The organism is Sulfitobacter sp. M13 (assembly GCF_053474885.1).
Genome location: NZ_CM130281.1, coordinates 3,088,600 through 3,101,395, shown reverse-complemented (window position 1 = coordinate 3,101,395; position 12,796 = coordinate 3,088,600). Strand labels below are relative to the sequence as shown.

Genomic DNA, 12,796 nt, shown 5'->3' with positions numbered 1-12,796 from the left:
CAGATTCGGCGCGTCACTGTCATTTCAAGCCCTGCTCCTAAAGCTGCAGCACAGGCAAGTCAAACCCTTGGAGCCGTTATTTCGACCTTTGCAACAAATTAAGCCAGCTTATTTGCCCAATGTTACAGTTTTCTTGGAAATTGCCGTGACATGGTCATAAAAGCCGCCTTCACATCAACCACCCGTGAGCACCCTATCTGACTGACAATATTTGACCCATCTAATAGGGAGCAGCTTATAATGTTTTGAAAGTGACCCGACAATATGCCCGCACAAGCCTCTGAAAAACCTTCATGGTTTCGCTACCTACCTTTTGTAGGCATCGTGGCGGTCGCAGTGTTCGGATTCTTTGCCCTGCGCGACTACCTCTCTTTCGAGACGTTGCGCGACAATCGCGAGGCGCTGATCGCATTTCGCGACTCGCACTACGGGCTTACGGCTCTCGTTTTTCTGGGCATTTATATTGCGATTGTCGGGTTCTCTCTTCCGGGGGCTAGCATCGCAACGATCACCGGCGGTTTTCTATTTGGGACAGTGTTCGGGGTTCTAGTTAATGTAACCGGCGCGACATTGGGGGCTGTTGTGATCTTCCTTGCCGCGCGCATGGGGCTGGGGGCGACATTAAAGGCGCGAATGGACGCATCTGACGGGCTGGTGCGCAAGATCAAGGCGGGTATTGACGACAACCAATGGTCGATGCTGTTCTTTTTGAGGCTGGTCCCTGTGGTGCCGTTCTTCGTGGCGAATCTTATTCCTGCATTCCTCGGCGTGCCGATCCATCGCTTTGTAATTTCTACGTTTTTGGGTATTATCCCAGGCTCGCTAGTGTTCACCTCGATCGGGGCAGGGCTGGGGGCGGTGTTTGCACAGGGTGCAACGCCGGACTTTGGTATTATCTTTGAACCCCATATTCTACTTCCTATTCTAGGGCTTTGCGCTTTGTCGGTGCTGCCCGTCGTGTTGAAAGCTGTCACCGGCAAAAAGGAACTTTTGAAATGAATCGCATTAAGACCGACCTATTGATCATCGGCGCAGGCTCTGGTGGACTGTCCGTCGCGGCGGGGGCCTCGCAAATGGGGGCCGACGTTGTCCTGCTCGAAGGGCATAAGATGGGAGGCGACTGTCTGAACTTTGGCTGCGTGCCGTCAAAGGCGTTGATCGCCACGGGCAAGGCAGCCTATGGCCAGCAAAATAGTGCGCAATTTGGCGTGACCAACGCGAGCGGCGAGGTCGATTATGCCGCGGCCAAGGACCATGTGGCAGATGTGATCGCGCAGATCGCGCCAGTTGACAGCCAAGAGCGGTTCGAAGGCTTTGGCGTCAAGGTCATCCGTGAATACGGACGTTTCATTTCGGATGATGAGGTGCAGGCCGGTGATACGATCATCAAAGCGCGACGCATCGTCGTTGCGACGGGGTCTTCGCCACTAGTACCACCAATTCCGGGCTTGGACAAAACGCCGTATGAAACGAACGAGACGCTGTTCAATTTGCGCGAAAAGCCCGATCATCTGCTGATCATCGGTGGCGGTCCCATCGGCATGGAGATGGCGCAGGCGCATATTCGCATGGGTGTTAAAGTCACCGTGATCGAAGGCGACAAAGCTCTGTCCAAGGATGATCCGGAACTCGCGGCGATCGTGTTGCAAACCCTTAAGGATGAGGGCGTAGAGATTGCCGAGGGCGCACAGGCCGCCGAAATCCGGGGCGACATCGGCGCGATTGAGGTCGAAGCCAAGGACGGGCGCGTTTTCAAAGGGTCGCATCTTTTGGTCGCTGTTGGCCGCAAAGCGAACACGGATCGGCTCGACCTGGATAAAGCAGGCATCGAGCCAATCAAAAACGGGATCAAGGTGGACGATTCCCTGCGCACCACCAATCGCAAGGTCTATGCGATTGGCGACGTTGCCGGTGGGATGCAGTTTACGCATGTTGCTGGCTACCACGGGGGGGTCGTGATCCGCTCGCTAATGTTCGCGCTGCCGGCCAAGGCGAAAACGGCGCATATCCCTTGGGCCACTTACACTGATCCTGAATTGTCGCAGGTCGGCCTGAGCGAGGCGCAAGCCAAGGAAAAGCACGGCGACAAGCTTGAGGTCGTCCGGTTTCACTATAACCACAACGACCGCGCTATTGCTGAACGCAAAACCAAGGGACTGATCAAGGTCATGGTGGTCAAGGGGCGTCCCGTGGGCGCAAGCATTGTGGGCTACCAAGCAGGGGAGTTGATCAACCTATGGGCTTTGGCGCTGGCAAATAACATGAAAATGAGCCAGATTGCCTCTATGGTTGCACCTTACCCTACCATCGGCGAAATCAACAAACGTGCGGCAGGGGCATATTTCAGCCCGCGGCTGTTCGAAAGCGATTTGGTCAAGACTGTCGTTCGGTTGGTGCAGCGGTTCATCCCATAAAGCGCGCATTAATGCTGAAATCTCTCTCTGGCCGGCTTCTTATTCTGACCACCATCTTTGTGATGCTGGCTGAAGTGTTGATCTTTGTGCCTTCTATCGCGCGGTTTCGCGAAGAATACATGATGAACCGGCTGGAGCGGGCGCAAATCGCATCGCTCACCGTGCTGGCTAGCGATATGATCGACCCCGAGCTCGAGGCAGAATTGCTGCGTACTGCGCAGGTTTTTAACGTGGTGCTGCGGCGGGACCGGATTCGCCAATTAGCGCTGTCATCCCCGATGTCACAGACGATTAAAGAGACTTACGATCTGCGCGACGCCTCTGCCTGGGTGCTGATTCGCGACGCCTTTCGCCAGTTGGCGGAACCAGAGCCGGGGGTGATCCGGGTGATCGGTGCCCCTGTGCAAGATGCAGGCTTGCTGATCGAAATCACGATGGAGGCAGCGTCTCTGCGTACTGCCATGATCGACTATGGCATCCGGATTCTCGTTCTGTCGGCGGCGATCTCTATGATGACTGCCTTTTTGCTGTTCCTGACGATGCGGGCTTTCCTTCTAAAGCCGATCAAGGGCGTGGTGGGGCACATGCAGAATTACGCGCTCGCCCCCGAAGACGCGCGGCGGATCATTACACCCTCTGCCGGCGTCACAGAGGTGCGCGAGGCCGAGGAAGCGTTGATGAAGCTGGAAACCGAATTGACCCAAGCCCTGCGGCAAAAGGAACGTTTGGCGCAACTGGGTCAGGCGGTCAGCAAGATCAGCCATGATCTACGCAATATTCTCACATCAGCGCAGCTGTTTACGGATCGCATCGAAATGTCCGAGGATCCGACGGTCAAACGTATGGCTCCCAAGCTTGTTAGCTCCATCACCCGCGCCGTCCACCTATGCGAATCCACATTGGCATTCGGGCGCGCTGAAGAACCAAGCCCGACGCTGACAGTGACGCCGCTTCTGCGTATTGTAGATGATGTCGTTGATAGCGAACGGTTGGCTGTTAACGGGGCGGATCTGACATTCACCTGTGACGTGCCGCCTGATCTGCATGTGCGTGCCGACCCAGAGCATTTGTTCAGGGTTCTTGCGAACCTCGTGCGCAATGCACGTCAGGCAATAATCGGCACCGGGCAGCAGGGCGAAATTCTGATCACCGCAAGGGACGAAGCTAGCGATTGGATCATCCGCATCAGTGACAACGGCCCGGGGTTGCCTCCTAAAGCGCGTGAACATCTGTTTACAGCATTCAAAGGCGGTGCACGCAAAGGCGGATCGGGTCTGGGGCTCGCCATCGCGGCAGAGCTGGTGCGCGGTCACGGCGGCACGTTGGAGCTGTCAGAGACGGGCGGCTCGGGCACCGTGTTTACCCTGACATTGCCCAAGGGCGATGGCTCTTTCAAATTTGTTTAAAGAAAATTCGCGTTCGGCAAAAGAAGGGGTTGCAAACCCCCGCGGCCAGAACTAAACCCCGCCTTAACGGACCGATAGCTCAGCTGGATAGAGTACCTGACTACGAATCAGGGGGTCGGGGGTTCGAATCCTCCTCGGTCCGCCACTTTCAAACATCACTAGATTTTGAGATTGGCGGGGACACAAGGTTGAACTTGTGCCGTCAATTAATACACCCCAGTCGCATTTTGCGTGCTGGGATTTTTTTCGTTTAAATAATTGATCTCATGGGGATTTATCGCCTTGCGAGGCGGGATGACCCGCACTGTGCCTATGGCACGCGCGGGTCATTATTCTAAGTGCCTTACTTCGGCTCAGGCGATGGCTTCGTCCCAGCCTGTGTCTTGATCGGCCAGCTTTACACGCGTGGGCAGGCCAATGGTGTCGAGCAGGGCAAACAGCGGTTTGGGGTCCAGTTCTTCGACGGTAACCATCGTGCCGGTGTCATAGGTGCCATCCGCAATCAGCATCGCCATCGCCACGGGCGGGACGCCGGCAGTATAAGAAATGCCCTGACTGCCGACCTCATTAAACGCGTCTTTGTGATCGGCGACGTTGTAGACGAACACCTCTACATCTTTGCCGTCCTTGGTGCCTTTGACCAAGTCGCCGATACAGGTCTTGCCGGTATAGTTCGGCGCGAGGGTCGACGGGTCGGGCAGCACGGCTTTGACGACCTTCAGTGGCACGACCTCAAGCCCTTCGGCGGTGACCACGGGCTGTTCGGACAATAGGCCAAGGTTTTGCAGCACGGTGAAGACATTGATGTAGTGATCGCCAAAGCCCATCCAGAAGCGCACGTCTGCCTGCGGGTAATTCGCAGCGAGCGAATGCACCTCGTCGTGGCCAGACATGTAGGCCTTTTGTTTTCCGACGACGGGTAAGTCCCATTCGCGTCCGACCTCGAACATCTTGTTCTCTTGCCACGCGCCTTCCTGCCAGCTGTAGACCGTGCCGGTGAACTCGCGAAAGTTGATCTCGGGGTCGAAGTTGGTCGAGAAATACTTGCCATGATTGCCTGCGTTAATGTCGACGATGTCGATGGATTTTACGTCGTCCATGAACTCGTCCACGGCGAAACGGGCAAATGCATTAACCATACCAGGATCAAAGCCCGCGCCCAGAATTGCGGTGGTGTTGGCCTTGGCGCAATCCTCGCGGCGCTTCCATTCATAGTTTCCGTACCAAGGCGGCGTTTCGCAAATCTTGGTCGGGTCTTCGTGAATGGCCGTGTCGATATAGGCGACGCCGGTGCGAATGCAGGCTTCAAGCACGGTCATGTTCACGAAGGGCGAACCAACATTGATCACGATCTGCACGCCAAGCTTGTTAATCAGCGCCTCTACCGCGTCGCTATCCATACCATCAACCGCATGGGCATCAAAAACGCCGTCCTGTTTCATCGCGCTTTTGGCATGCACGCTTTCAATAATCGCTTCGCATTTTGAAACTGTGCGGCTGGCGATATGCAGGTCACCCAACACGTCATTATTTTGCGCGCATTTATGCGCCACGACCTGCGCGACGCCACCGGCACCGATGATAAGAACATTGCGTTTCATGTATTCATTACACCTCTTGTAAGGAAAGGGTTAGGAGAGGGCGGATTTGAAATCCTCATAGTCGAATGACCGGACCGATGTGATCGTTCCATCAAGTTCACGAATGGCGATGCCGGGCATCTTGACGCCATTGAACCAGTTCTTCTTGACCATAGTATAGCCCGCAGCGTCCTGAAACGAAATGCGGTCACCGGGTTTTAGCGGGACGTCGAATTTGAACTCGCCGAAAATATCGCCCGCAAGGCAGGATTTGCCGCAGATCATCCAGTCGTGGGCACCGGTGTTCGGGGCCACCTTGGCGGGCTCGCGGTAGATCAATAGATCCAGCATATGCGCCTCGATAGAGCTGTCGACGATGGCAAGGTTCTTGCCGTTATGCAGGGTATCAAGCACGGTCGTCTCTAACGTCGCAGCGCCGGTGATCGCGGCCTCTCCGGGTTCAAGGTAGACCTGAACGCTATAGGTGTCGGACAGGGTTTTCAGCCGCGCGGCCAGACGGTCCAACGGGTAGCCTTCGCCGGTGAAATGGATGCCGCCGCCAAGGCTGATCCAGTCCATCCGGTGGATCGTGTCGCCAAAGCGGTCTTCGATCAACGTCAGCATATCCGCGAACCGGTCGAAGTCGTCATTCTCGCAATTGTTGTGAAACATCAGACCCGTAATGCGGTCGGACACAGCGGCGATCTGCGCCGGATCATGTTCGCCCAAACGGCTGAAGGGGCGGGCGGGATCGGCCAGATCGAACTCGGATGTCGACACACCGGGGTTCACCCGCAGCCCGCGGGTATGGCCTGACGATGCGGCATCAAAACGGTCCAGCTGCCCGATGGAGTTGAAGATGATCTTGTCGCTGTTGGCCAGAACCTCGGCGATTTCATCATCGGCGTAGGCGACCGAATAAGCGTGTGTTTCGCCGCCGAATTTCTCGAAGCCCAGCTTGACCTCATAAAGCGACGAAGACGTGGACCCGTCCATATATTGCGCCATGAAATCAAAGACTGACCATGTGGCAAAACATTTCAGCGCCAGCAGGGATTTAGCGCCCGAAGCCTCGCGCAGCCAGGCGATTTTTTCCATGTTGGCCTGAAGACGGGCTTTGTCGATCAGATAATACGGGGTCTTCATGGCAAAATCCTTTGCTAGAGTGCGCAGACGCGGTGCGCGTTCCGATTAGGGGATGTTGCCGTTCAACGCAAACTCTGATGTGTCGCGCGACTATCACGAAAGGACCGTGATCGGCCCTACTTCAGCGCCAGATCAATTGCTGCGGAAGATACGGGATTCGCCAATCATCTGTTCAAGCGCTGCAATCCGCTCTGCGCTTTGGTCAGAGCTGCGCGATTGCACATCGGCGACCAGCGCTTCGATCAAAAAGTTGATCGCCAGCGTTGAATCCCAGCTCGACGGGACCTCTACCATGGCGCGGAAACAGTGGCGGGCGTGTTTTTCGATGGGCGATCCCCATGCGTCGGTGAACAGCACGATGGTCGCCCCCTGCTTCACCGCGAGATCCGCCAGCTTTTCGAGCTCTTTCTCGTAGCGGCGGATGTCGAACACGATCAGCACCGCGCCTGCGTCCATATCGAGCAAGGATTGCGGCCATGCACTGGGGGAAGAATCAAGCAGCGTAACCTGCGGTCGAATGATCTGCAGGTGATTGAAAAAATAATGCGCGTTGGACCGCGTGATGCGTCCACCCAAGAGGAAAAGCCGGTGCGAGGGATCAGAGAGCAGCGCCGCAACCTCGTCAAACTCGGCCAGATCAAGCCGTTCCAGTGTACGGTTCACATTGCCCGACACAGCCTGAATAAAGCGAGACACCATGTGATCGCTGCTGTCGCTGGGGGTCTCGAGCTTGGCCAGTGGTTTTTTCATCCGTGCGCCGATTTCACCGCGGATGGCGTCTTGCATATCAGAGTACCCGTCGAACCCAAGCTTGCGTGCAAGCCTAACGATCGTTGGCGATGATACCTCGGCCAACTCAGCGAGACGGTTGATAGATTGCAGCCCCGTAAGCAGCTGGTCGTCCAGTAAAACGGCCGACAGTTTTCGTTCTGCCGCCGTCAGCTCGGCCTGCTTTTCTTTCAGCAGGTCGCGGACCAGTACTTTTTTATGCAAGTCATGTTCCTTTCGGTACAGCGCGTGGTGGCGTGAAGCAAAGATTACAGAAAAAATCTTGACAGGCTAGAAAATTCTGTAGTGATTGTGAGGCAACAAATTGACAGGGTCACCGTGACTGACACCGATTGGAATGCCGTAAACATCGTAAACCCGCAGGGGCAGGGGGGCTGGTTGCTGGTGTGTGAACACGCCTCGCGCCGGATCCCTAATGCGTTGGGCGGGTTGGGGCTGTCATCTGCGGCGGGCGGGTCGCATGCGGCTTGGGACATCGGCGCGCTAGACGTGGCCTATGGGCTGTCGGATGCGCTGGACGCGCCTTTGGTCGCGGGCGATATTTCGCGGCTGGTCTATGATTGCAACCGTCCGCTAACAGCCCCCGACTGCATTCCGGCGCGCAGCGAAGTCTATGATATCCCCGGTAATGCGGGGCTGGATGATGCTGGCCGGCAGCAGCGCTATGTTCAGGTGCATACGCCGTTCCATGATGCGGTCACCGAGGTGCGCACCAGTTGGCAGCCGACCCAAGCAGCACCGATCCTGGTAACGATCCACAGTTTTACGCCGGTCTATAACGGCGCGACCCGCGCCGTCGAACTGGGGTTTCTATACCACACTCAACCTGCCGCGGCGCAGGCGTTGCTGGCGGTCGAACAGGCGCGCGGGCGCTATGCCTCGGCGCTGAACGAACCCTATGCAGCGACAGACGGCGTGACCTATACCTTGGAAAAACATGGCGAAACGCAGGGTCTGCCGGCTGTGATGATCGAGATCCGCAATGATCTGATTGATACGCCAGAAAAGGCGCAGGCCATGGCAGGGCATCTGGCCGAGAGCCTGACCCGAGCCCTTCCCGTCCCCGACAGCGAGGCCACCAAATGAACGCGATGCGCAGATACATTCGGGTAGTGGACGGCTTTAACTATGGCCTTGGCCGGATCATGATGTACGGGATTTTCGTCCTGATGGGGATCCTGCTGTGGTCGTCGTATAACAAAACCTTTGCATCGCCACAGCTTTGGACGCTGGAAATGGCGCAGTTTGTGATGGTGGGGTATTACATCCTTGGCGGGCCCTATGCGCTGCAGATGGGCGCGAATGTGCGGATGGATCTATTTTATGCCGAGCTGACCCCGCGCAAAAAGGCGTGGACCGATTGCATCACTGTATTGTTCCTGCTGGTCTATCTGGTGATCCTGCTGTGGGGCGGTATCGAATCCACGATGTATTCCTTTAAATACGGGGGCGAGCGCAGCCCGACCGCGTGGCGGCCCTATATGTGGCCGGTCAAAGTGACCATGTGCATCGGCATCACCTTAATGCTGCTTCAAGCTGTCTCTGAACTGTTCAAGGACATCCTTTTCCTCAAATCCGCAGAGGACACACGCGATGCCCTATGAGCTGATCGCCATTCTAATGTTTTCGACCATGATGCTGATGTTGCTGACGGGGCAGCGTGTGTTCGGGGCGATAGGCTTTGTCGCGGTGATGGCCGCCCTATTTTTGTGGGGCGACCGGGGCGGCTATGACATCGGGTTTTCTGCCGCGATCAAGCTGATGCGCTGGTACCCGTTGCTGACCCTGCCGATGTTTATCTTCATGGGATATGTGCTGTCGGAAAGTAAAATTGCCGACGATCTATATAAAATGTTTCACGTGTGGATGGGCGGATTGCGCGGCGGACTAGCCATCGGGACGATCGGGCTGATGGTGTTGATTTCCGCCATGAACGGCCTGTCGGTGGCGGGCATGGCGATCGGTGCAACAATTGCGCTGCCCGAGCTGTTGAAGCGAAACTATGACAAGTTGATGGTGACCGGGGTGATTCAGGCAGGGTCGAGCCTTGGCATCCTCGTGCCGCCCTCGGTCGTGCTGGTGCTGTATGCGATGATCGCGCGGCAACCCGTGGGTCAGCTGTGGCTGGCGGGCGCGATTCCGGGGCTGATGATGGCCACGATGTTCATCATCTATATTGCCATCCGCTGCCGGATGAACCCTGAGCTGGGGCCGGCGCTATCTGCCGAGGAACGCGATGTGGGCTGGCCTGAAAAGCTGCGTCTGCTGCGTGCGGGCCTGCTGCCTGTGGTGATCTTTGCCGTGATGATGGTGCCGTTTGTGAACGGATGGACCTCGCTTGTCGAAAGCTCTGCCATTGGGGCTATCGCCGCCTTTGTTGCAGCTGTGCTGAAAGGGCGGATGACGCGCACCGTCTTTGAAAACTCGGTGCGCCAGACCCTTGCGATCACCTGTATGTTCATGTGGATCATCCTCGCGGCCTTAGCTTTTGGCGCGGTGTTTGACGGGCTGGGCGCGGTCAAGGCGATTGAAAGCCTGTTTACCGAACAATGGGGCCTGAACCCTTGGGTGATTTTGATCCTCATGCAGCTGTCGTTTCTGGTTATGGGGACGTTTCTGGATGACACGGCCATGCTGGTGATTGTGGCCCCGCTCTATGTGCCGTTGGTTGGCGCACTCGGTTTTGATCTGGTGTGGTATGGTGTGCTTTATACGATCACTTGCCAGATCGCCTATATGACGCCGCCCTTCGGCTATAACCTGTTTCTGATGCGCGCCATGGCCCCGCCAGAGATCACGATTCGCGACATTTACCGGTCGATCATCCCCTTTGTTGGCGTGATGGTACTGGCGCTCGCGGTCGTCATGATCTTTCCGCAGATCGCGCTTTGGCTGCCGAACTATGTCTACGCGAAATAAGCATTACCAACCAAGTGGTCAGAGCAACTGGCCCGTTTCAACCCAAACCCAACAAGGAGTATGAGACATGACAACGAGACGTAAGTTCCTGAAAGGTGCCGCCATTGCCGGCCCTGCGACCCTTGCCGCCCCGTCGATCCTGCACGCCCAAGAGCCGATCCGCTGGCGTTTCCAGACCTATGCGGGGTCTGCGCTCGGGGAAGAGGTGACCAAACCCGCCATCGACGCGATCAACGCCGCGGCACAAGGCGAGCTTGAGATCGAATTGTTCTATGCGGACCAGATCGTCCCCACGGGCGAGCTTTTCCAAGCATTGCAACGCGGTACCATCGACGGCGTGCATTCGGATGACGATTCCATGGCGTCGCCGACACCTGTGCGGTCTTTCGGCGGTTATTTCCCGTTGGCAACGAAACACGCGCTCGACGTGCCGGTGCTGTTCAATCAATACGGTCTGGCAGACATCTGGCGCGAGGAATACGCCAAGGTCGGCGTGCATTGGCTATCCGCGGCGGGGCAGGACCCTTGTAACTTCAACACCGTCAAGCCGATCAAATCGCTGGCCGATATGGACGGGCTCAAGCTTTATACCTTCCCGACAGCGGGCCGCTTTTTATCGCAATTTGGTGTCGTGCCGGTCAACATCCCGTACGAAGACGCCGAAGTCGCGGTTCAGACAGGCGAGCTGGACGGCATGGCGTGGTCAGGCATCACCGAAGACTACACCGTGGGCTGGGCTGATGTGACCAACTACTTCTGTACCAATAACATCTCTGGTGCGTGGATCGGGTCGTTCTTTGTCAACGCCGAAAAATGGGCAGAGTTGCCAGATCACCTCAAGCAGATCGTGAACTCCGCAATCGAGGCCAGCCACACCTATCGCAACCAGTGGTACTGGGGCGGCGAGGCCCGCTTGCGCGCGTCCGGTGAAAAGCTGGAACTGACATCCGTGCCGCAAGAAGAATGGAAAGTGGTCGAGGAAGCCGCCGTGAAATTCTGGGACGAAATGGCGGAAGAAGGCGAAACAGCTGCCAAAATCGTGCAGATTTTCCGCGACTATAACAACGTCATCTCGAAAGCGGGCCCGCCCTATACTTTCGGCTGAGCCTAGTTTGACATCATGAACATCGGGGCGGCGCATCTGTGCCGCCCCCTCACATCAAAAGGGACGTTTGCAGATGGGCAACCTTACTTTCGACACGCTCAAGGACCTGGCCGCTAAGGGCGAGGTGGACACCGTGCTGGTGGCACTGGTGGACATGCAGGGCCGCCTCATGGGCAAGCGTTTTCACGTCACGAATTTTATCGACCATTCCCACGCGGAAACACACTGCTGCAACTATCTGCTGGCGACCGATCTGGTGATGTCCACGCCCGAGGGCTTTGCCTCGACCAGCTGGGAAACCGGCTATGGCGATTATGTGCTGCGCCCCGATCTGTCGACCATGCGCCATGTGCCGTGGCTGGACAAAACCGTGCTGGTGCTTGGCGATGTGCTGGATCACCACACCCATGAACCCGTGCCCCATTCGCCGCGCGCCATGCTGCAAAAGCAGATCGCCCGTCTGGATGCGATGGGCTTTGACGCGATGATGGCGACCGAGCTTGAGTTCTTTTTGTTCGAAGGCGACTACCGCACCCTGCAAAAAGAGAAATACGCCAACCTCGTGCCGCTGAACGGTCACAACGAAGACTACTGCCTGTTCCAGACCACCAAGGAGGAAAGCTTCCTGCAGCCGCTGCGCAACCATCTGGTGGGCGCTGGCATCCCGATTGAATGTACCAAGGGCGAGGCCGAAGTCGGCCAGCAAGAGCTGAACATCCGCTACGCCGACGCGCTGGCCTGTGCCGATCACCACACAATCTCCAAGCAGGCCGTGAAAGAGATCGCCTATCAGCAGGGGTTCTCTGCGTCGTTCCTGCCCAAGTGGTCGGCGGATAAGGTCGGCTCGTCCAGCCATGTGCATATGTCGCTTTGGAAAGACGGCGCACCGGCTTTCTATGACAAGGAGGCCAAGCTGGGAATGTCGCAGATGATGCAGCATTTCATGGCCGGTCTGATCGCCTACGCCCCTGATATCACATATTTCTTCGCCCCGTACATCAACAGCTACAAGCGTTTTGCCAAAGGCACCTTTGCCCCGACCAAGACCGTCTGGTCCGTTGATAATCGCACCGCGGGGTTCCGTCTGTGTGGCGATGGCACCAAGGGTATTCGCGTCGAATGTCGCATCGGTGGCTCTGATCTGAACCCCTATCTGGCGCAGGCTGTGCTGTTGGCGGCGGGCCTCAAGGGCATTGAGGAAAAGCTGCCCTTGCAAGAGCCGACAAAAGGCGACGCCTATGAGGATTCTAACGTCACTGAAATCCCCCGCACCCTGCGCGCCGCGACCCAAACACTGCGCAACTCTGCCATGCTGCGCGAGGCCCTTGGCGACGACGTGGTTGACCACTACACCCGCGCAGCCGAATGGGAGCAGGAGGAATACGACAAGGTCGTGACCGACTGGGAAATCAACCGCGGATTTGAGCGAGCATAAAC

Annotated in this window: 11 protein-coding genes and 1 tRNA gene; 9 read left to right on the top strand and 3 right to left on the bottom strand. The window is 56.8% G+C overall.

Annotated elements, in window-relative coordinates; genetic code table 11:
- Positions 1–264 precede the first annotated feature (264 nt).
- The 4 genes from ACVBAU_RS14900 to ACVBAU_RS14885 all read left to right on the top strand — a co-directional run bounded on the left by ACVBAU_RS14900 (position 265) and on the right by ACVBAU_RS14885 (position 3,965).
- Positions 265–999, top strand: a complete 735-nt coding sequence (locus ACVBAU_RS14900) for a TVP38/TMEM64 family protein (protein ID WP_448326952.1) — start codon at positions 265–267, stop codon at positions 997–999.
- The gene (locus ACVBAU_RS14895; RefSeq protein WP_138922638.1) at positions 996–2,414 is read left to right on the top strand and encodes a dihydrolipoyl dehydrogenase family protein; all 1,419 of its coding nucleotides are present in this window, start codon (positions 996–998) and stop codon (positions 2,412–2,414) included. Before ACVBAU_RS14900 ends, ACVBAU_RS14895 begins: the two co-directional genes overlap by 4 nt.
- A gap of 11 nt (positions 2,415–2,425) precedes the next feature.
- Positions 2,426–3,820 (top strand): sensor histidine kinase, encoded by a 1,395-nt coding sequence (locus ACVBAU_RS14890; protein ID WP_335744437.1) that lies wholly within the window; start codon positions 2,426–2,428, stop codon positions 3,818–3,820.
- A 68-nt stretch (positions 3,821–3,888) separates the two neighbouring features.
- Positions 3,889–3,965: transfer RNA gene (locus ACVBAU_RS14885), tRNA-Arg, on the top strand.
- Positions 3,966–4,173: 208 nt separating this feature from the next.
- Here the strand turns inward: ACVBAU_RS14885 and ACVBAU_RS14880 are convergent.
- From ACVBAU_RS14880 to ACVBAU_RS14870, 3 genes are all read right to left on the bottom strand, one after another.
- Entirely contained in the window at positions 4,174–5,421 is a 1,248-nt protein-coding gene (locus ACVBAU_RS14880; RefSeq protein WP_448326949.1) for a saccharopine dehydrogenase family protein, read from the bottom strand.
- Between the two features lie 30 nt (positions 5,422–5,451).
- Positions 5,452–6,546 carry a carboxynorspermidine decarboxylase gene (locus ACVBAU_RS14875; protein WP_448326947.1) on the bottom strand — a complete coding sequence of 365 codons (1,095 nt, stop codon included), beginning with the start codon at positions 6,544–6,546 and terminating at the stop codon, positions 5,452–5,454.
- 132 nt (positions 6,547–6,678) lie between these two features.
- Positions 6,679–7,539, bottom strand: a complete 861-nt coding sequence (locus ACVBAU_RS14870) for a MurR/RpiR family transcriptional regulator (protein ID WP_138922642.1) — start codon at positions 7,537–7,539, stop codon at positions 6,679–6,681.
- A gap of 114 nt (positions 7,540–7,653) precedes the next feature.
- Between ACVBAU_RS14870 and ACVBAU_RS14865 the strand changes: the two genes are divergently transcribed.
- The 5 genes from ACVBAU_RS14865 (at position 7,654) to ACVBAU_RS14845 (ending at position 12,794) form a co-directional block, all read left to right on the top strand.
- A complete protein-coding gene (locus tag ACVBAU_RS14865) occupies positions 7,654–8,421 on the top strand; it encodes an N-formylglutamate amidohydrolase (RefSeq protein ID WP_448326945.1) in 768 nt (255 codons plus the stop codon).
- Positions 8,418–8,939 carry a TRAP transporter small permease subunit gene (locus ACVBAU_RS14860; RefSeq protein ID WP_138922644.1) on the top strand — a complete coding sequence of 174 codons (522 nt, stop codon included), beginning with the start codon at positions 8,418–8,420 and terminating at the stop codon, positions 8,937–8,939. The genes ACVBAU_RS14865 and ACVBAU_RS14860 overlap by 4 nt, the downstream gene beginning before the upstream one ends.
- Positions 8,929–10,254 carry a TRAP transporter large permease gene (locus ACVBAU_RS14855; RefSeq protein WP_138922645.1) on the top strand — a complete coding sequence of 442 codons (1,326 nt, stop codon included), beginning with the start codon at positions 8,929–8,931 and terminating at the stop codon, positions 10,252–10,254. The genes ACVBAU_RS14860 and ACVBAU_RS14855 overlap by 11 nt, the downstream gene beginning before the upstream one ends.
- 67 nt (positions 10,255–10,321) lie before the next feature.
- Positions 10,322–11,359 (top strand): TRAP transporter substrate-binding protein, encoded by a 1,038-nt coding sequence (locus ACVBAU_RS14850; RefSeq protein ID WP_323803740.1) that lies wholly within the window; start codon positions 10,322–10,324, stop codon positions 11,357–11,359.
- Positions 11,360–11,432: 73 nt separating this feature from the next.
- Positions 11,433–12,794: a glutamine synthetase family protein gene (locus tag ACVBAU_RS14845; protein WP_448326942.1), complete on the top strand. Its 1,362-nt coding sequence runs from the start codon at positions 11,433–11,435 to the stop codon at positions 12,792–12,794.
- Positions 12,795–12,796: the final 2 nt, after the last annotated feature.

What these genes read in the sequence shown, in the direction of transcription:
- ACVBAU_RS14900 (WP_448326952.1), top strand. Translation starts at nt 265, where the DNA reads ATGCCCGCACAAGCCTCTGAAAAACCTTCATGGTTTCGCTACCTACCT.
- ACVBAU_RS14895 (WP_138922638.1), top strand. Translation starts at nt 996, where the DNA reads ATGAATCGCATTAAGACCGACCTATTGATCATCGGCGCAGGCTCTGGT.
- ACVBAU_RS14890 (WP_335744437.1), top strand. Translation starts at nt 2,426, where the DNA reads ATGCTGAAATCTCTCTCTGGCCGGCTTCTTATTCTGACCACCATCTTT.
- ACVBAU_RS14880 (WP_448326949.1), bottom strand. Translation starts at nt 5,421, where the DNA reads ATGAAACGCAATGTTCTTATCATCGGTGCCGGTGGCGTCGCGCAGGTC.
- ACVBAU_RS14875 (WP_448326947.1), bottom strand. Translation starts at nt 6,546, where the DNA reads ATGAAGACCCCGTATTATCTGATCGACAAAGCCCGTCTTCAGGCCAAC.
- ACVBAU_RS14860 (WP_138922644.1), top strand. Translation starts at nt 8,418, where the DNA reads ATGAACGCGATGCGCAGATACATTCGGGTAGTGGACGGCTTTAACTAT.
- ACVBAU_RS14855 (WP_138922645.1), top strand. Translation starts at nt 8,929, where the DNA reads ATGCCCTATGAGCTGATCGCCATTCTAATGTTTTCGACCATGATGCTG.
- ACVBAU_RS14850 (WP_323803740.1), top strand. Translation starts at nt 10,322, where the DNA reads ATGACAACGAGACGTAAGTTCCTGAAAGGTGCCGCCATTGCCGGCCCT.
- ACVBAU_RS14845 (WP_448326942.1), top strand. Translation starts at nt 11,433, where the DNA reads ATGGGCAACCTTACTTTCGACACGCTCAAGGACCTGGCCGCTAAGGGC.